The following is an 18,617-nucleotide window of genomic DNA, read 5'->3' on the forward strand; positions in this document are numbered from 1 at the left end:
AGCCGCCGTCACCGTCCGAGGCGTAGTGGATGCGTATGCTCTCCGTGCCGGAATACGGCCGGAGAACGCGGCGACCGCGCCGCGTCGTTCGTATTCATGACGAGGTCCGGGTCCATACATAAGGCCGTCGTCTCGAGGCCCGACTGAGCCACGTTGGGTAGTCTCGAGGTGACTGTTCACAGGGCCGCGATGAGAGGACGGTCCAGTAGGACTTAGCGACCGGAAATGCTACCCGCGCGTATGGACAGACAGGGGTTCGTCACACTCGCGATACTCGGGTTCGCCCTCGTGATCGCGAGTTTCTTCGTCCGGGGGTTCGGTCAGCTCCTTCTCGGCCGAGGAATCGCCGAAGTTCTCCAGTCACCGATCGTGTTCGCCGGATTTGGAATACTCGTCTACCTCTTCGTCAGAGCGACCCTCGACGCGGTTGGCGTCTGGACAGTCGAAGATTCGGACGGGTAGCGGAAGGAAACGGTTTTTCGCCCGCCGCCCGAACGCGGGCGTATGAGTATCGAGGTGCGGGAGACGGCCGAACTCGGACCGGACGAACGCGCGGCGTTTTTCGACCGCGACGCCGGCATCGAGTCGGTCACAGGAGACGTTCGGGAGATCGTCGAGCGAGTCCGCGAGGAGGGAGACGTCGCCGTTCGCGAGTTCTCGAGTGAGTTCGACGGTGTCGACGTCGGAAACCTCGAGATTACCGACGAGTGTGAGCGCGCGTACGACGATCTCGACCCGGAGCTTCGGGAGGCGATCGACGCCGCAGCGGCGAACGTCAAGGAGTTTCACGAGGCCCAGTTGCCCGAAGACTGGCGACGTGAGTTCGCGGATGGGCGCGAACTCGGACGACGATTCCGGCCGATCGATCGGGTCGGCGTCTACGTCCCCGGTGGCTCGGCGGCCTATCCCTCGAGTGCGATCATGGGTGTCGTCCCAGCGGTCGTCGCGGGCGTCGACCACGTCGCGGTCGTCACTCCGCCGGCCGAGGAGATCAGTCCGGCGACGCTCGCGGCAATCTACGCCGCTGGTGCCGACGTGGTCTACCAGGTGGGGGGTGCACAGGCGGTCGCGAGTCTCGCCTACGGGACGGAGACGATCGATCGGGTCGAAAAAATCGTTGGTCCCGGGAACAAGTGGGTGACCGCCGCGAAGGCGGTGGTCCGAGGTGACGTCGAGATCGATTTCCTCGCTGGCCCGAGCGAGGTGGTCGTCGTCGCGGACGAGACGGCTGATCCTGAACTCGTCGCGGCCGAGTTACTCGCCCAGGCCGAACACGATCCGAACACCTCGGTCGTCGCCGTCACCGATGACGAGGCGACCGCGGACGCGATCACGACCGCGGTCACCGAATTGGTTCGCGCGCGCGAGCGGAAAGACGTGATTCGAGAAGCACTCGAGAACGACGCCAGCGGCGTCTTGCTCGCACGGTCGATGAGCGAGGCGATCCTCTTCACCGAGGAGTACGCACCCGAACACCTCTCGATCGTCGCCGACGACGACGAGTCGATCCTGTCACGGATCGATAGCGCTGGAAGCGTCTTTCTGGGGCCGAACACGCCGGTTGCCGCGGGCGACTACGCCAGCGGCACGAACCACGTCCTGCCGACGAACGGTGGGGCTCGGGTCACGGGCGGTCTCTCGGTCGAAACGTTCCTGCGGTCGACGACCGTCCAGCGCCTCTCGGGTGACGGACTTGCCGACGTCGGCGAGACGATCACGACGCTTGCCGACGCCGAGGGACTCGAAGCTCACGCGGAGAGCGTTCGCGTCCGACTCGAGCGGATCGAAGACGGGAGTTCGTAAACGACACGTTCACACCCAATACGGACTGCGATACACCGGTCCCGGTCGATTACACAACGGTCGGTGATCGATCGGCAATCAGTCATCGCAGACAGTCTCAAGGATTTGGCTGGCAGTTTTACGTCACTGGAGAGTGGAGTCGCTTTCTGATGCAACCGTGTGAGGTCGATCCAACCGACGGACGCATCCTCGAGCGCAACTACGATTACGCCCAACGAAACGTCTGGCTACTCTCGATGTGGTACGAGTGTGAGACCAAACGGATGGTCGAGTTGCTCGCGAAACGGGGAATCGGACTCTCGAGCAACGACGAGCGCCAGTTCGGCGAGTATTATCGGTCGGTCAAGCGCCGGGAAAACGGGGTTGGTGAGAGTGGCTCGCTCGAAACCGGTTCTGGCTAGGTGCGAACGTACGGAATGGCGTCAAGGTTAACATCGTTGCGCGGGAAAGGGGATGTATGAGTACGGACAGTCTGGATGGTGGGGAATCGGCGACCCGCCCCGAGATCGAGGTGACCGAGGAGGCGGCCGAGCAGGCTCTCTCGTTGCTCGAGGGAGAGGGACTCGACTGCGGAGAGGCCGGACTCCGGCTTTTCGTCCAACAGGGTGGGTGTGCAGGTCTGTCTTACGGGATGCGATTCGACGACATGCCCGACGAGGACGACACGATCTACGAACATCACGACCTTCGGGTGTTCGTCGATCCGGCGAGTCTGAAGTACATCGAGGGAAGCGTCCTCAACTACGAGAGCGGGTTGCAAGCGGAAGGGTTCCACGTCGAGAACCCGAACGTCGTCAGCGAGTGTGGCTGTGGCGAATCATTCCGGACCTGATCTCCGTCGCTGTCCCTGGCGGCGTAGTGGCTGGGTAACTGTTGTCCGAGATATCGGTGTCGCCACGGACGAGTTGCGAGGTGGTAGAAACGAGTTGCGAGATGCGGTTCTACTCTTCGAGTTCGAACGCGACGGTGACCTCGGCTTGGTACTCACGATTGTCGGCGGTTGCGATCTCGACTCCGAGTTCGTCGACTTCGATCCACTGGACGTTTTGCAGTGTCTCTTCGGCCCGATCGATCGCGTCGTCCGCGGCGTCGTCGAAACTCTCTGTGCTCGTGCCGATGAGGGTGATCTTCTTGAAAACCATCGCCTCGGCAACTACGTGTCATCGGAACTTAAATATAGGCGGTGGTCCACTCGCTGGAAGGCCGTTCACGTTTCGGGAGTTTTATGAACGTTTTTGGGGATAGGACCACAGTTTTAGTTCATGCAAACCGGTGAAGATTCGAGAGAAATGTCAGATATCGACGAGTTGGTGCCGCCGAACCGGACCCTGATGGGACCAGGTCCGAGCGACGTTCACCCACGCGTGTTGCGCGCGATGAGTACGCCACTTGTCGGTCACCTCGACCCGTCGTTCGTCGAGATCATGGACGAAGTTCAGGAACTGTTGCGATACACGTTCCGGACGGACAACCAGTGGACGATCCCGGTCTCTGGAACCGGCTCCGCGGCGATGGAGGCGGCGATCGGGAACGTCGTCGAGCCCGGCGAGACGATGCTCGTCCCGACAAACGGCTACTTCGGCGGACGAATGGCCTCGATGGCGCGTCGTGCCGGCGGCGAGGTCGTCGAAGTCGACGCCCCGTGGGGGGAGCCACTCGATCCGGACGACGTCGCCGACGCGCTGGCCGAATACGATCCGGACGTCTTCGGTTTCGTCCACGCCGAGACGAGTACGGGCGTTCTCCAGCCCGACGTCTCGGAGCTCACCGCCGCGGCCCACGATCACGACGCGCTGGTGATCGCCGACACCGTCACCTCGATCGGTGGCGTCGAACTCCGCGTCGACGAGTGGGGGATCGACGTCGCCTACGCGGGCCCACAGAAATGTCTCTCCTGTCCGCCGGGAGCGAGTCCGCTCACGCTGTCGGACGAGGCGATGGAGAAAGTCCTCTCACGCGAGGAGGAACCCCGTTCGTGGTACCTCGATCTCTCCTTGCTCGAGGGGTACTGGGGCGACGACCGATCGTATCACCACACCGCACCGATCACGAACGTGTACGCGATCAGAGAGGCGCTGCGACTCGTCGCCGAGGAAGGCATCGAGAACCGGTGGGCACGCCACGAGCGACTGGCGGGTGCACTGAAAGCTGGCGTCGAGGCGATGGGCCTCGAGATGAACGCACCGGACGAGTACTGGCTTCCGAGCTTAAACGCCGTCCGCGTCCCGGACGGGATCGACGACGGCGAAGTCTGTGCCGAGTTGCTCGAACGGTACGACCTCGAGGTCGCAAGCGGTCTGGGCGACTTAGACGGCGAGATTTTCCGCATCGGTTGTATGGGCTACTCCGCGCGTCCGAAGAACGTCGTCTACGTGGTGACTGCGCTGGGTGACGTTCTGGAAGATATGGGTGCCGACGTCGATCCGGGTCGCGGCGTAACGGCGACGCGGCGTGCACTCGAAGGATAGAATCCCGACCGTTCGTCAGGCCGAGACTCGAGGCCCCGGCGGCGCTCGTTCGACCTGATACTCCTCCCCGTCGACGACGATAATCGCCCATTCGTAGCTCGGATCCACGCTGGTGAGTCGTGTCTCGAGGGTGTCTGCGTCCTCCGGCTGTGCGACGAAACAGTGGAACTGACCGGACGACGCCGTCGGCAGCGTTTCGTTCTCGAGGACGGTGTTTACGTGGACCACTTTCCACGCGCGTTCGGCTCGAAATTCGGGGCCGTCTCCCTCGACGGTGTATCCAAGCTCTGCGAAGATCGACCTGGCCTGCTCGACGAGTCGCATGTTAACAGGACCCATTCGGTACGGATATACACGGCCATCCAGCATAAATGTTCGTATATGAAAACTATCTGTAAGATGGGATGAAATTCGTTCGGAAGGAACCGACAGAGAGAGACAAATGTACCCTCTGACCGGCGAAAAACGATTAGTAATAGCCAATTACGTCGGATGGCGAACTCGGCTCCATTACTCGTGGGCGGCGTCCCACTCCGTGGGTTTCCGAAAGTTACCACACGAGTTGCATTTGATTCGACCCATGGCATCCATCGCGTTATCAAAACTTTCACAGTTAGAGCAGAACCAACCGTAGCGACTCACCCCGTCCTGAGACTCGTATGCAACGAGAAACGGTCCCTTCGACCCACGGTCACCGTCGGTGTTCGATACGTAGACTGTCTTCCCGCCTTCGGTTACAGTCGGTTGCATACCCGAACTATCCACGCGTTCGGTTTATGACTGTTCCCTGTTTAGAGTCCAGTCCCGCGGTTCGAGTGTGGTTGAGTGAGTCCACGATGGGATACTGTGCATTCTAATACGAGCATTTATGCTTATATGTCGGTGAATCAATATAACGATGTACAGTGGTGCCCGTTGACAGTCGGTGTCGGCCGATCGTCCAACGGTGGATCAAACCGGACGTGGAGGGGAGCCGGTATGCGACGATTACGCACGATGGGGTATCGAGACTGAAAAGTTTACCCGCACGGGAATCGTTCGAGTGTGTAATGGCGCTCGTCGTGGTTCCCGTTCGGTATCCGTTGACAAAACACTCGAGACGAACGCTCGAGCGAGCGATCGAAGTCGCTCGAGAGCGTGATGCGGCGTTGACAGTGGTTCACGTCGACCTCTACCAGAGCGGGCGGAAAGTAACACGGATTGACCTGAAAAATGCAGTCGAACGGACGTTCGGACCGCTCGAGAACGTCCGGTACGTGGTTCGGACGGGGTTTCTCGTCGAGGAGAGCATCCTCGACGAGGTCGCCGCCGAGGGCGCTGATGCAGTCGTGATCGGCGGCCAGCAGGCCAGCCGCCTGCGCCGGATCTTCCGACGGTTCACCGACAACCCGAACATCGATCGATATCTGCGAACCCACCTCGACTGCGAAGTCATCACGGTCGAAGCGACGGCCTAACCGCCGGAAGCCGAGTAGAGATCAGGGGAGTTGTCCTGGCTAACCGAACGTGTCGCCGATTGTCTGTCGACACCGTGTTTCGATCGACGGACAGATGATCTATGAAGTTCTACGATAATCCCTCGCATACGGATTGCTGTCCCTGTGTACCGCTGCGCCCAGGGCTCGTTCTCCGGAAGCGGCAGTGATGACCGACAGAAAACCGTCTCAGTTAGCGGTCGTTTTGTCGGGATCACGAACGACGAATACTGGGATCGACGCGTTGTCGACGACCCGTTCCGAGACGCTCCCGAGCGACGTCACCTTCTCGCGCGGGCTCTTGCCTTTCGTTCCGATGACGACGAGGTCGATGTCCTGTTCGTCGGCGTACTCGAGAATCGTCTTGGCGGGCGTCCCCTTGCGGACCTCGGTGACGGTCTCGAGTCCCGCCGCCGACGCACGTTCGTCGACGGCTGTGACTGCGTCGCGACCATCGGCCTCAAGCGATCGTTCGATCGAGGGACTGTTCTCCTCGCCCCCTGCGGCGGTGATTCGGCTGTCGACCACGTACAGCGCGTGGACCGTTGCATCGTTAGCTACGGCGATCGGGAGACCGTGGGTGAGCGTCTCGGCTATCGTATCGCTCCCGTCGGTAGGAACGAGGACGTCGTCGTACATCGTGGATCGATCTCGAGTTCGGACGGGAACGGGATAAAAGATCCGTCGAATCGAGTCGTGATCCCACACGCAGTGATCGACACCGTCGTCACTCGTCGCTCGTTCCGGTCGTGTCACTGTCGGCTCCCCCGACAGTCGATGGCCGCTCTCGAGTCTCGTCGCCGGAGTCAGGGTCGCCCCGCGAGTCGACTGCCAGCCGTCCGACCCCGCTGGTGTCGTCGAAAACGTGGTGGCGGTGGGGGTAGGCGAACTCGATGCCGTTATCGAGAAACCGTTCTCGAACGGCCGTGTGGACTGCCGATCGGGCGATCTGTTGTTTGTATGGGTGCTCGATCCAGAAGAACAACTCGAGGAGAACCCCGTTGTCGGCGTACTCCTGGACGGTACAGACCGGTGCGGCCGCGTATCGGGCGCTTCCGATCCGAATGTCTGGGCCGCCGGAGATGACGTTGTCGACGCCGCGAGCGGAACGTTCGGCGTGACGGCGAGCGGCCTCGAGATCGCTCTCGTAGGTAATCTCGAACGCGACGGAGATCCGGGTTCGTTCGTCCTCGGCGGAGTAGTTGATGACGTCGCGCTGTTGAATCTCGGAGTTCGAAATGACGATAAAGGTGTTCTGGAGGGTGAAGATCTTCGTGTATCGCATCGTGATGTCCTCGACGAACCCGCGATGGCCCTCGTCGGTGACTTCGATCATGTCACCGATCTCGTATGGCCGGTCTGCGAGGACGAAAAAACCGTTGATGAAACTGCTGACGAGCGGTGCGAGGACGACTGCGATCACGGCCGACACGACCGTAACCGAGAGGAAAATCTGGCCACCGCTGAGGCCGAGAATTGCACCGACGACGAGGACGGTAACGAAGAGAACAGCGACTCGAACGCCCCGTAATACGGTTCGAGTGACGCTTGGACGCTCGATACGCCGTGCGACGGTCCGTCCAACGAGTCTGACGACGAGTTTCGAGAAAAACCAGCCGACGAGCAGAACGACGAGCGCGAGGGCGAGCTCCGTGACCGTTGGAAGCGAAGACGGGAGAATCCCGTTTACTTCGTCGCCGACAGCGTCGGTAGACTGCAATACCTCGCGCATGCCACCACTGTCATGCCCGCGGAGGTTAAGGGTTCTGTCCCCATTGGGGCGTGCGATTTCCGACTCGGGTGTCGGACGTGGATCGTCGACTCATCGAGCAACTTAATTTCGGAACTAGATGCTACTCGGAATATAATAAATTCTTTATCTATCGGGTCCGTGGAGACGCGTATGGCATCAGACGAACTTCGCTCGACCGTCGAGCACGTCGGGGATCGGTTCAACCTCGGCGAGTACGAGATCGACGCGTATCTGACGGTCCTGGGTCAGGGCCAGCTCACGGCGAGTGAAATCTCGGATCGAACGGACATTCCACAGCCGCGGGTCTACGACACCGTTCGGAGCCTGAGCGACCGAGGACTGGTCGAGCTTCGCGAGTCGAGACCGATGAAAGTCGTCGCGATCGATCCCGGCGACGCGTTCGACGACGTCCAGGATTCCCTCGAACAGATGATCGACGAACTCGAGGCCCGGTATACGGCACCCGCCCGAGACACCGAAGCAGTCTCCCTGGTCAAGTCGCGATCGACGATCCTCCGGTACCTAGAGGAGATCATCGACGCCGCGGAGTACGAGCTGTCGCTCTCGTTGACGCCCGACCTGTTGATGCGGTTCGAGGAGGAGTTACAGGCAGCGGTCGACGACGGCGTGAGCGTCGATCTGGTCGTTACGCCCGCAACCGACGCGCCCGCACCCGCCGAGTTCGACTATTTGGCGGTCGCGACCTCGGCGCGAGCCCGCCGCGGGATCACGACGCCGGTCATCGCCGTCGCCGACGGAAACTATTCGATCTATGCGACCCAGGACGCCCTTCGTGACGATCAGGACCGCTACGGCGTCATCTTCAACCGGTCGGCCCTTGGCTTTCTCGTCTCCGGCTTTTTCGGAACCGTCCTCTGGACGACCGCAGAGGAAACCCTCGGCGAGGACGAGTCGGCGCGATCGTATCCCCGCCGATACGCCTCGATTCGACGGTGTGTGAAAGATTTACTCGACGAAGGTGGGGAGTTTTACGCCACGATCGACGGCCGGGATGTCGAGATCGGTGGTTCGCGAGTCGTCCGCGGAAAGGTCCGCGAGGTCTCCTTCGAGGTCAGCGAGGAGGTCGCGAACCTCACCCTCGAGAGCGAGGATGGCGAGGAGATCACCGTCGGCGGTCGCGTCGCCGCCCTCGAGGACGTCGAGGCCCACGAGATCCACATCGGCCGCCACGAGCCCCCGACCATCGAAGAGTAATAGGGACTGCTGTCCCGACTCGCGGCGCACCCGTCCAGGGGGTCGAGGGTGCGCGGAGCTAACGGATAGGAAACCGTACGAGTGAACCTGCGGATCCAGTTTGGGCCCGCTGGGCCGCAGACGTTCGTAATCGACCGCGCCGGCGCGGACTGGCAACGATTCGTTAGACCAGTATTCGATCCCGACAGTCGTCGTTAATTGCATTTGTCCAGGCACACGATTAAACGGTGCGAGCGCCTGCTAGTAGATCCGATGGGCGGGCAACCGGCGGATCGAAACGGACGGTCGACGCGCCGAGCGTTCGTGACGACCGCATCGACGGCGGCCGTCGTCGCTGGCATCGGCGTCGCCGGCTGTCTCGGTCAGACGCGAGACGAGCGGACGATCGTGATGACCGGCGATACCGATTTTCAGGACATCATGCACACCGACGACGGCGAGCCGTCGGTCCAGGAGGCGCTGTGGGATGCCGGTCTCGACGAGGACGTCACCGTCGAGGTCCAGGCGAGCGTCGACGACTCCGCTCAGCGGATGCAACAGTACCAGTCGGCGCTCCAGGCTGGCCGGTCGCCACCCGATATCTTCATGATGGACAGCGGGTGGACGATCCCGTTTATCCTGCGCGAGCAGACGACGAATCTGACGGAGGTGTTACCGACGGACGTCCGCGATCGGGTCGAAGACGAGTACCTCGAGGCGGCTCTCGAGACGGCGCGTGATCCGGAGACGGGAGATCTCCACGCGATCCCGCTGTTTCCCGACTTCGGAACGATGCTGTACCGGCGGGACCTGATCGAGGACGCCGGCTACGAGACGGACGGCTGGGGAACCGACCCGCCAACCTGGCAGGAGTTCGCCGAGGCGACGAGCGAAGCGCAGAGTGTCGCCGGCACCCAGTACGGATTCACCACGCAGGCGGCCGCCTACGAGGGACTCGCCTGCTGTTCGTTCGTCGAGGTGATGTCGACCTGGGCTGGTGCATACTACGGCGGCACGGAGAACCTGTTTACCGCCGGCGACCGCCCGATTACCGTCGACGAGGGGCCGGTTCTCGACGCGATCCGGATGATGCGGGCGTTCATCCACGGAAGCGAGGACGATCACGCACTCGAGGGCTACCCACAGATCTGTCCGTCGGCGATCGTCCAGTGGTCCGAACAGGAGTCGCTCGACCCCTTCGCCGACGGGAACGCCGTTTCCCACCGCAACTGGCCGTTCGCGATCGCCGAAACCGGTGGCGAGGACGTCTTCGGCGAGGATCTCGGCGTCATGCCGATGCCGTACGCCGTCCCCGAGGACGAATCGGCGTACGAGGGCGTCGGCGGCACCGCCGCCGCACTCGGCGGCTGGCACCTGACGCTCAACCCGAACACCGAACGGGACGAGCGGGCACTCGAGGTACTCGAGGCGTTTACCCACGACGACGTGATGCTTACGATCTTCGAACTTCAGGGCTTTCTCCCGCCGATTCTCGATCTCGTCGAGGAGGCCGATCCCGACGAGATCGGCCCGGTCGCACGCTACGTCGACCAGATACGGATCGCCGGCGAGAACGCGGTTCCGCGACCGGTGACCGACGTCTGGCCGGAGCAGTCGGCGCTCATCTTCCAGGAAGTCCACGCCGCCTACCGCGGTGCCAAGAGCCCCGAAGCCGCGATGGACGACCTGAGCGGACGACTCGAGCGAAGCGAGCGGGACGTGGAGGGACAGAATGGCGACTGAGTCCGACGCCGACGCGCGCTCGGAGACTCCCATCGACGTACTCACCAGCGGAGACCGAACGCGTGATCGCGATCGGACGGGGAACGCCGTCGTCAACTGGATGGAGAATTTGAGCGAGCGAGCGTACGCGTACCTCCTCTTGTTTCCGGCGTTCGCGCTGTTGGCACTGATCGCCTTCTATCCGCTCGTGATGACGTTCGTCATGTCCCTGCGTGAGGACCGAACGCGGGGACTCGAGCCGTTAGGCGGGTTCGTCGGCGCTGAAAACTACGTCGACATCCTCACTGGCAACGCCCGGCTCGCCAGGCAGTTTATGGATGTTACGGTGTCGGCGTCGTTTCCGTTCGTCGAGTTCGGGGTCCCGTTTCTCCAGCAGGCGCTGTTCGTCACGCTCGCGTTCGCCGTCATCAGCGTGCTCCTCGAGACGGTGATCGGGTTCGCGCAGGCGTACGTGCTCGATCAGGATTTCCGAGGCCGTCGATGGGTTCGGGTCGCGATCATCCTCCCGTGGGCGGTGCCGATCGTCATCCAGGGGATGGTCTTCTTCCTCCTGTTCCAGCCCACGGTCGGCTTCGGGAGCGATCTGATGCAGTGGCTGGGCCTGTTCGGTCCGGACCCGCTCGCCGACAGCCAGGACGCGTTCGTCATCATCCTCATCGCGGACGTCTGGAAGTCGGCGGCGTTCATGGCCCTGCTGATTCTCGCAGGCCTCCAGAGCGTCGATCGAAGCCTGTACGATGTCGCGCGCGTCGCGGGCGCGTCGCCCTGGCAGCGGTTCAAGATGATCACGCTCCCGCTGGTGATGCCGGCGTTGCTCGTCGCGATGTTGTTCCGGACGATGGACGCGATGCGCGTCTACGGGCTGATCGAGTCGACCGCCGGCTGTACGACCGTGCCGTCGCTGACCTGTCTCGTCGTCGAAGCGATGTTCGGCGGGACTCGCATCTACGGAACGGCCGCCGCCGTCGCGTTCGCGACCGCGCTCGTGATCGGCCTGATCATCTCCGTCTACGTCTTCTTCTTCCGCGATACAGAAGGAGGGCTCTACTGATGACCGGCGAACGACGCGATCGGGACCGAGTCGACTCGAGCGGACCCGGGCGTGACCGAACCGATCCGGGCGGAGACGGACCCGGGCGAATAAACCCGGACGGAGACGACCGAACTGGCCCGGACGAACGCGGGCGAAGCCGCCCGGATGACCGTTCCGGGAGCCACGTTTCCCGTGGCACCGAGAACGTCTCGAGACGCGATTCCCGGGCCGATCGACTCCCCGACGGCGGGCGAGTCGAGGGCGAACCGGCGGATCGAGGAACGATATTCGAGGACGATCGGGAGGTCGAACTCGACCGGGGCCCCTTCCAGCGGTGGGTCGCGAACGCGATCTCGAACCCCCGACGGGTGTACCGGTCGATGTTCTACGTCGCGACGATCTTCTTTCTCGTGACGACGCTGTTTCCGTTCTACTGGCTGCTCATGGTCGCACTCACGCCGGAAGGGCGCCAGCAAGACATCATCCTCACGCCGAACGGCTTCAACCCCGGCGCGTTCGTCGAGGTCTTCCAGGTTCTCCCCTTCCACTGGTACATGTTCAACAGCTTCGTCATCGCGACCGCCTCGACGATCATCGTGTTGGTGATCGCCAGCCTCGCGGGCTACGCCTTCGGTCGCCTCGAGTTTCCCGGGAAAGTGCCACTCATGCTGTTGGTGCTGGTGATCTCGTTTTTCCCGCCGGCAGCCTTCTTCATCCCCCTGAACGACCTGTTCAACACGCAGTTCGTCGCCCTCGAGCCGATCACGGGTGACGGAAGCCTCTACAACACGCCCGGTGCGATGGTGTTGCCGCTGTCTGCGATCTTCATGCCGCTGGCAATATTTATCCTCACGACGTTTTACTCACAGATTCCGGACGGACTCGAGGACGCGGCCCGCGTCGAGGGGACGACTAGACTCGGTGCCCTGTTCCGAGTCATTATCCCGCTTTCGGCGCCGGGCGTCGCGACCGCCGGTGTGTTGACGTTCATCGCCGTCTACAACGAGTTCTTCTTCTCGTTTCTGATGACCGACGGCCAGCCCGAAAACTGGGCGCCGATTCTCGAGGGGATCCTCGGATACCAGGGCCAGTACGAGGTGTTGTACAACCTGATGGCGGCGGCGAGCATCGTCGGCGTGATTCCGGTGGCGATCCTCGTGATCGTCGCCCAGGAGAAGATCGTCAGCGGACTGACTGCGGGCGCACTCAAAGAGTAACCCATGGCACGAGTACGACTCGAAAACGTCACGAAACGCTTCGAAGACGTCACCGCGGTCGACGACGTCAGCCTCGAGGTCGAAGACGGTGAGTTCGTCACCTTCGTCGGCCCCTCGGGCTGTGGCAAGTCGACGACGATGGAGACAGTTGCCGGACTGACCAAACCGACCGAAGGACGGGTCTTCATCGGCGACGACGAGGTGACAAATCTCGCGCCGAAAGACCGCGGCGTGGCGATGGTGTTCCAGAACATCGCCCTCTTTCCCCACATGGACGTCTTCGAGAACGTCTCCTTCGGCCTCCGACTCCGGACGTACGACGACGACGAGATCAGACGACGGGTCGAGAGTGCCGCGGAGATCGTCCAACTCGAGGGGATGCTCGAGCGGATGCCCGACGAGTTATCGGGCGGGCAGCGTCAACGCGTCGCGATCGCCCGCGCGATCGTTCGCAATCCCGACGTCTTCCTGATGGACGAGCCGCTCGCGAACCTGGACGCGAAGCTTCGGGTCCACATGCGAACCGAACTCCAGCGACTCCACCGCGAACTCGGGACGACGATCATCTACGTCACCCACGATCAAGCCGAGGCGATGACGATGTCGGACCGGATCGCGGTCCTGAACGAAGGCCGACTTCAGCAGATCGCGCCGCCGCTGGTCTGTTACAACGAGCCCGCAAATCGGTTCGTCGCGGGCTTTATTGGCTCGCCGTCGATGAACTTCGCCGAGGGAACGGTCACGAACGGGCACATCGAAACCGCGCATTTCGACGTCTCGCTTGCTCGCGCCGCCGTCCCGGAGACCGCCGTCGGCGACGAGATAACAGTCGGTATCAGACCGGAAGACGTCCACGTCGCGGAGAACGCAGACGTCCTGGACGAGCCGTCGGAGCCGATCGACGTACGGACCGACGTTCTCGAGCCGATGGGAGACGAAGTGTTCGTCTACCTCATGCTCACCGACAGCGCGGATCACTCGATGGAGGAAGACCCCACATCGTCGTCCGACCAGTTGCTGATGAGCGTTACACCCGATACGGAGATCCGAGAGAACCAGTCCGTCGACGTCGTCCTCGATCGGTCGAAGGTCCACCTCTTCGAGACGGAGACCGGTACCGCGCTGGCCCACGGCATCACCGACCGTTCCGAGCGAGAATCCGGGCCGGCGACGGGAGAGGCCGACAGTTGATGCTCGCCACCGCTCGACCGATTCTCCGTTTGGCGACGGAGAGAAGAGGGGTGAGTACATACGTTCTACATAGCGATATTGGCTATACGTGTGGGAACACGGACGGAGTACTCCTCCGATGACACCGAATAAATACGACACTCGAACCGGAATCGTCGGCCTCGGCAACATCGGACAGTTCCACGCCGAACGTCTCAGAGAGCTCGGCGTCGAGCTCGTCGGCGGAATGGACGTTGCCGCCGAGGCGAGAAACCGCTTCGCGCGTCGCTACGACGTCGACGTCTACGACGACCACCAGAAACTGTACGACACCATCGACGCCGTCATCATCACGACCCCAAACAGATTCCACGAAGAGTACGCAGTCGACGCCTTCGAGCGCGATCTCCACGTCCTCCTCGAGAAGCCACTCGCACACTCGATCGACAGCGCACGGCGAATCGCCGATGCGGCGTCATCGTCCGATACCCACTGTGCAGTCGGCTTCAACAACCGATTTGCGAACACGGTACAGATCGTGAAAAATCGGATCGATCGTGGGGACCTCGGCAAGGTGACGCACATCGAAGCAAACTACGTCCGGCGACGAGGAATCCCCGGCCGGGGATCGTGGTTTACCAGACGACAGATCGCGGGCGGTGGTGCACTCATCGATCTCGGTGTCCACGCGGTCGACCTCGCGATGTATCTGCTCGACTATCCGGACACCAAGGAGGTAAACGGCGTCACACGAAGCGAGTTCGGATCGCGCGAAGAGTACGCCTACCTCGAGATGTGGGCCGACGACTCCGGGCCCGGAGGATTCGACGTCGATGACTCGGCGAGCGCGTTCGTTCGGTGTGCGGGCGACGAGACCATTAGCCTCGAGGTCGCCTGGGCGACGAATCGGCCGGCGAACCACGAGTTCGTCGTTCGTGGCACGGACGCCGCAGCCACGTTCGATCTACTCGAGGGAACGCTCAGTTTCCACTCGGCGAGTTCGATCGGGCCGGATCACCTCGAAGATACGGTCGTCGAGACCCACCAGAACGATACGCACACCGACGAACTGCGGGCGTTTTTCGACGAGATCGTCGAGGGACGCAGCGACGACGACAGCATCGCACAGGCTCTTGCCGTCCAGGAGATCATCGACGCGGTGTACCGATCGAGCGGGGCCGGCCGAACGATCTCGCTCGAGGAGTGATCGACGGTCGAAATGCAGTGACACTGACGGGTGTGGCGTTTTTTGCATCCCGGACCCGTAGCGATTGGTATGCGGATCGAACGATCACTGGTACTCGAAGGCGTTCCCCGTGAAGTGCCGGTCGACACACCGATCACCGTTTGCGTCCGGGACCGGGCCAACAGACCGGTCGAGGGGGCGATCGTCGACCTCGGAACCAGACGGGTTCGGACGAACGCTCGCGGACGGTGTGAGATCACGGTTCGCTCCCCCGGTTTCTGGAAGATCGTCGCGGAAAAAGCGCCGACGGATCGCGTCGTCTACGAGCCGGCTACGGCGCTCGTGAGGGCGGTCCCACGGACGAACCACCGGCGTACGAGAGTAGAGCGCTCACGGAAGCCACTCCGAGTGTAATCTGTAAGTGTTTCCGTAAACAGTGATAGGAGCCCGTCTCAATCGCCGTCTGCTCGTCCGGTCCGGTTGAACCCGGTACCGAGATACTGTCGTACCGATCCGGCGATCTCCTGTACGGTGTAGTTGCGACCGACGTACACGCTGACGACTGCGAGAATCGTTCCAGCAACCACGTCCGAAAACCAGTGGATCCCGAGATACATCGTTGAGACGACGACGCTAATCGCGAGAACGCCCGAAATCGGAACCCATACCGGATACTTTCGACGGGTCAACACCGCGAGGAAGAAGACGGTCATCGAAAGCGACGTGTGCAACGAGGGAAAGACGTTCGTGCTCTGATTGACCTGATTCGTGAGCATCCGCGATTGCGGAAACGCATCGTACAACAGCCCCTCGAACAGGAGTGGATCGAAGTTTCGCGGCCCGTAGGCGATAAAGAAAACGTAACAAACCAATCCGATCGCATAGTTCGCCGTGAACGCGAGGATCAACGTCCGGAGCTCCTCGGCATCCTCCAGGGCGAAGTAAGCGATGAACGGGAACAACAACAGAAAGGCGTATCCGTAGATGTAGACGAAGACGAAGAAACTAGTCAGCTCCGGTGACTGAAACGACTGGAGCACGATAACGGGGTTCTCCGGAAAGACCGCCTGCTCGATCTCGAAGAGGATCGGAGTGATGTTCGTTCCAAGAACGCGCCGCTCTAGACGCATAACGACGTCGACGGTCGACCACCGAATCGCCAACACCGTAACGAGCGCGACGACGGAAAGCAAACACACCCTGAACCGCCACCGAAAGTCACGAATCGCAGCAGATAGCCGTCTCGGGCCGACGAAGACGAGTGTTGCAGTCGCAAGCATCGCGACAACAACGAAAGCGAGTTCGATCACCACGCCGAGAAGCGACATTGGATCCGATCCCAACTACGGTCCTCGGGACATTAATAGCGATCGGTCACGCACCACGGGTCGAGGACACGACCACAACAAGGGTGGCTGCGAAACCGATCACCTCCCTCGCGTCGTTCACCGAGTCAGTTTGTACGAACCGCTATGAGCTGTTCCGGTCGATCGCAGGTCGGTGAGGGATCGACCGGCAACCAGTCGTCCCAGACCGTATCAGTCGTCCCAGACCGTATCAGTCGTCCCAGACCGTATCAGTCGTCCCAGACCGTATCAGTCGTCCCAGACCGTATCAGTCGTCCCAGACCGTATCACTCGAGGAGAACACCGTTTTCGTACTGGTAGCCGGCATCCTCGAAGAGCGATCGAACCCGGTCGACGTCTATCTCGCCGTCCGTACCGGGAAATCGAGGGATAACTGGCTCGGAACGATGGTCCCACTCGTCGTCGCGGATGCCGACCAGCGAACTGAACGATTCCGCTGGTTCGGCGTAGCCGTCGATCAGTTCGGTAACTGTATACTCCCGGTCGATCAACCGGGAGAGGATTCGCCGGAAGTGTGGGTTGCCGAGTTCCGGATGGTGGATGTTGTACCCGATCATGTAAAACGAATCCGTCGCGGAGCTCACCAGTCGAACCGACTCGGACTCCTGGACCGTCTCGACTACGCTCGGTGGGATGGTCGTCGCCGTGATATCGGTCGTATCCTCCTGGAGCGATTCGATCATCGCACCGGGGTTCGGGTCAACGGTGAACCGAATCCCGGAAAACTGGGAGAACCCCTCGAGAACCGTTGGTCGACTCCCGTCGTCGGTACGAAAGACGTGAGCGTCGTACGGATCGAGGGAGATCGATCCGGGCGAGACCTCGACGAACTCGAACAGTCCGGAGCCAACGAGGTCCTCGTCTTCGACCACGAGCGCCTCGGTCTGACGGTCGGCGACGACTTCCGATCTCGGTTCCCAGATGTGTTCGGGAAACAGCGGGATCGTCAGCGAACGGGCAGCCGCTCGACGAGCGGTGTTACCGAACGAAAATCTGACCGTGCGCGCGTCGATGCGGTCGACGGTTTCGACGATGGCCTGTCGGCCCCGATATCGTGGCGCTGGCAACCCACCTTCGATCTCGCCGAGTGACGTGTCCGCGAGAAACCGGTGAGTGAAAACAACGTCGTCGGCGTCGAATTCGGTGCCATCGTGCCAGGTCACTCCGTCGCGCAGGGTGATCGTCGCTTCCGTCCGAGCGGATTCTTCCCAACTAATGTCGGTCGCCAGCCACGGAACGTACTCGTCGTCCAGTCGACGGAACAACGGATCGTACACCAGTTCAGTCAACCCCTCGATTCGGCTTCGGTCGACGATCAACGGGTTCAATCGATCCGTCAGTCCTTCACCGTAGACACCGACCTCGAGGGGCGTCTCCCGCGGGCCGTCCGACGGTTCCAACGACATGACCTGGACGTACTCGAACGAGCGTTGGGGGATAATCGACGCCGGTAGCTCCCGTCTGATGGCACCGAGGCTGTGTGGAAAGGCGACGACCGTATACGGGGCAGTCTCCTCGAGATACTCGAGGAGATCGACGATCACCTCGTCGCGGCCGTCTGTCATCGTTCGCTGACTCTCGAGGAGATCGTCGACGGTTACGTCCGAGAGGTGAAACGGGTTCTGCCAGCCAACGTCGCTTACGAACTGCGAGTGAAGCATTCCGTACAGCGCATCGGTGTCGTCGAACCCCGGATGGCGAACGACGAACACGTCGTAATCACCCTCGAGGAGGACGTCACGGTACAACTCTGCCTCCGCGATCGGTTCGTGAAGCGCGTCGATACCCGCCGCCTGGAAGTTCTCCCGAAGGTGGCTCATGATCTTGGCGGCGACCGCATCGTCGTCGGCCGGAACCGTCTTGATCGTTAACTCGATCTGCTCGGGAGCCGTGTTCTCCGCGTGAGACCAGAATCGTTCGGAACATCCCGCGAGGGCGCTCGCGGCGATCCCGCTTGCCCCTGCAAGCAGTTCTCGCCGCCCGGTCGACGTGCCCTCTGTCATCCGGCCTGAAATAAGCCATCGGCGTGTATAGGGCTTACTCTCGAGGTTGTTCCGGCAGTGATTCGGTCACAGGTCGGATTTTTACTGTGTCAGCCTTAGTTCAACACCGAATTATCTCGGTAGATTCTCCGACCGCGTCGAGGACGTACGGACGCGGTATTCGTCGTCTACCGATTCGATTCGTCGACAGTCGCCATCGAGTGAG

Annotated in this window: 20 protein-coding genes; 13 read left to right on the forward strand and 7 right to left on the reverse strand. The window is 61.7% G+C overall.

Annotated elements, in window-relative coordinates; all coding sequences use genetic code 11:
- Positions 1 to 240 precede the first annotated feature (240 nt).
- The 4 genes from FYC77_RS16300 (at position 241) to FYC77_RS16315 (ending at position 2,635) form a co-directional block, all read left to right on the forward strand.
- A complete protein-coding gene (locus FYC77_RS16300) occupies positions 241 to 462 on the forward strand; it encodes a hypothetical protein (RefSeq protein WP_149082558.1) in 222 nt (73 codons plus the stop codon).
- A gap of 42 nt (positions 463 to 504) precedes the next feature.
- The gene (gene hisD / locus FYC77_RS16305) at positions 505 to 1,803 is read left to right on the forward strand and encodes a histidinol dehydrogenase (protein WP_149082559.1); all 1,299 of its coding nucleotides are present in this window, start codon (positions 505 to 507) and stop codon (positions 1,801 to 1,803) included.
- Positions 1,804 to 1,952: 149 nt separating this feature from the next.
- On the forward strand, positions 1,953 to 2,204 hold the full coding sequence (locus FYC77_RS16310; protein WP_149082560.1) for a hypothetical protein: 252 nt from the start codon (positions 1,953 to 1,955) through the stop codon (positions 2,202 to 2,204).
- Positions 2,205 to 2,260: 56 nt separating this feature from the next.
- Complete coding sequence (locus FYC77_RS16315) at positions 2,261 to 2,635, forward strand: HesB/IscA family protein (protein ID WP_149082561.1); 375 nt, start codon at positions 2,261 to 2,263, stop codon at positions 2,633 to 2,635.
- Between the two features lie 109 nt (positions 2,636 to 2,744).
- Here the strand turns inward: FYC77_RS16315 and FYC77_RS16320 are convergent, their stop codons facing one another.
- Positions 2,745 to 2,945 carry a dodecin gene (locus FYC77_RS16320; RefSeq protein WP_149082562.1) on the reverse strand — a complete coding sequence of 67 codons (201 nt, stop codon included), beginning with the start codon at positions 2,943 to 2,945 and terminating at the stop codon, positions 2,745 to 2,747.
- A 120-nt stretch (positions 2,946 to 3,065) separates the two neighbouring features.
- Between FYC77_RS16320 and FYC77_RS16325 the strand changes: the two genes are divergently transcribed.
- Complete coding sequence (locus FYC77_RS16325) at positions 3,066 to 4,271, forward strand: pyridoxal-phosphate-dependent aminotransferase family protein (protein ID WP_149082563.1); 1,206 nt, start codon at positions 3,066 to 3,068, stop codon at positions 4,269 to 4,271.
- Positions 4,272 to 4,286: 15 nt separating this feature from the next.
- On the opposite strand, the gene FYC77_RS16330 is transcribed toward FYC77_RS16325, so the two are convergent.
- Together FYC77_RS16330 and FYC77_RS16335 are read right to left on the reverse strand one after the other, a co-directional pair.
- Positions 4,287 to 4,595 (reverse strand): DUF7116 family protein, encoded by a 309-nt coding sequence (locus FYC77_RS16330; protein WP_149082600.1) that lies wholly within the window; start codon positions 4,593 to 4,595, stop codon positions 4,287 to 4,289.
- 186 nt (positions 4,596 to 4,781) lie between these two features.
- A complete protein-coding gene (locus FYC77_RS16335) occupies positions 4,782 to 5,021 on the reverse strand; it encodes a DUF5816 domain-containing protein (protein ID WP_149082564.1) in 240 nt (79 codons plus the stop codon).
- 299 nt (positions 5,022 to 5,320) lie between these two features.
- Between FYC77_RS16335 and FYC77_RS16340 the strand changes: the two genes are divergently transcribed.
- On the forward strand, positions 5,321 to 5,728 hold the full coding sequence (locus FYC77_RS16340; RefSeq protein WP_149082565.1) for a universal stress protein: 408 nt from the start codon (positions 5,321 to 5,323) through the stop codon (positions 5,726 to 5,728).
- A gap of 207 nt (positions 5,729 to 5,935) precedes the next feature.
- On the opposite strand, the gene FYC77_RS16345 is transcribed toward FYC77_RS16340, so the two are convergent.
- Both FYC77_RS16345 and FYC77_RS16350 read right to left on the reverse strand, forming a co-directional pair.
- A complete protein-coding gene (locus tag FYC77_RS16345; RefSeq protein ID WP_149082566.1) occupies positions 5,936 to 6,385 on the reverse strand; it encodes a universal stress protein in 450 nt (149 codons plus the stop codon).
- A gap of 88 nt (positions 6,386 to 6,473) precedes the next feature.
- The gene (locus tag FYC77_RS16350; protein WP_149082567.1) at positions 6,474 to 7,478 is read right to left on the reverse strand and encodes a mechanosensitive ion channel family protein; all 1,005 of its coding nucleotides are present in this window, start codon (positions 7,476 to 7,478) and stop codon (positions 6,474 to 6,476) included.
- Between the two features lie 171 nt (positions 7,479 to 7,649).
- On the opposite strand from FYC77_RS16350, the gene trmB reads away from it, so the two are divergent.
- From trmB to FYC77_RS16385, 7 genes are all read left to right on the forward strand, one after another.
- Complete coding sequence (trmB, locus tag FYC77_RS16355) at positions 7,650 to 8,714, forward strand: HTH-type sugar sensing transcriptional regulator TrmB (protein WP_149082568.1); 1,065 nt, start codon at positions 7,650 to 7,652, stop codon at positions 8,712 to 8,714.
- Between the two features lie 252 nt (positions 8,715 to 8,966).
- Positions 8,967 to 10,436: an extracellular solute-binding protein gene (locus FYC77_RS16360; RefSeq protein WP_149082569.1), complete on the forward strand. Its 1,470-nt coding sequence runs from the start codon at positions 8,967 to 8,969 to the stop codon at positions 10,434 to 10,436.
- 100 nt (positions 10,437 to 10,536) lie between these two features.
- Complete coding sequence (locus FYC77_RS16365; protein WP_394349029.1) at positions 10,537 to 11,487, forward strand: carbohydrate ABC transporter permease; 951 nt, start codon at positions 10,537 to 10,539, stop codon at positions 11,485 to 11,487.
- A complete protein-coding gene (locus FYC77_RS16370) occupies positions 11,487 to 12,686 on the forward strand; it encodes a carbohydrate ABC transporter permease (protein WP_238387010.1) in 1,200 nt (399 codons plus the stop codon). The genes FYC77_RS16365 and FYC77_RS16370 overlap by 1 nt, the downstream gene beginning before the upstream one ends.
- A gap of 3 nt (positions 12,687 to 12,689) precedes the next feature.
- On the forward strand, positions 12,690 to 13,877 hold the full coding sequence (locus FYC77_RS16375; protein ID WP_149082571.1) for an ABC transporter ATP-binding protein: 1,188 nt from the start codon (positions 12,690 to 12,692) through the stop codon (positions 13,875 to 13,877).
- A gap of 118 nt (positions 13,878 to 13,995) precedes the next feature.
- Complete coding sequence (locus tag FYC77_RS16380) at positions 13,996 to 15,063, forward strand: Gfo/Idh/MocA family protein (RefSeq protein ID WP_149082572.1); 1,068 nt, start codon at positions 13,996 to 13,998, stop codon at positions 15,061 to 15,063.
- A gap of 69 nt (positions 15,064 to 15,132) precedes the next feature.
- Complete coding sequence (locus tag FYC77_RS16385; RefSeq protein ID WP_149082573.1) at positions 15,133 to 15,456, forward strand: carboxypeptidase regulatory-like domain-containing protein; 324 nt, start codon at positions 15,133 to 15,135, stop codon at positions 15,454 to 15,456.
- Between the two features lie 38 nt (positions 15,457 to 15,494).
- On the opposite strand, the gene FYC77_RS16390 is transcribed toward FYC77_RS16385, so the two are convergent.
- On the reverse strand, positions 15,495 to 16,370 hold the full coding sequence (locus tag FYC77_RS16390; protein WP_149082602.1) for a phosphatase PAP2 family protein: 876 nt from the start codon (positions 16,368 to 16,370) through the stop codon (positions 15,495 to 15,497).
- 305 nt (positions 16,371 to 16,675) lie between these two features.
- Positions 16,676 to 18,412: an ABC transporter substrate-binding protein gene (locus FYC77_RS16395; RefSeq protein ID WP_149082574.1), complete on the reverse strand. Its 1,737-nt coding sequence runs from the start codon at positions 18,410 to 18,412 to the stop codon at positions 16,676 to 16,678.
- Positions 18,413 to 18,617: the final 205 nt, after the last annotated feature.

Source organism: Natrialba swarupiae (assembly GCF_008245225.1).
Lineage (GTDB): Archaea > Halobacteriota > Halobacteria > Halobacteriales > Natrialbaceae > Natrarchaeobius > Natrarchaeobius swarupiae.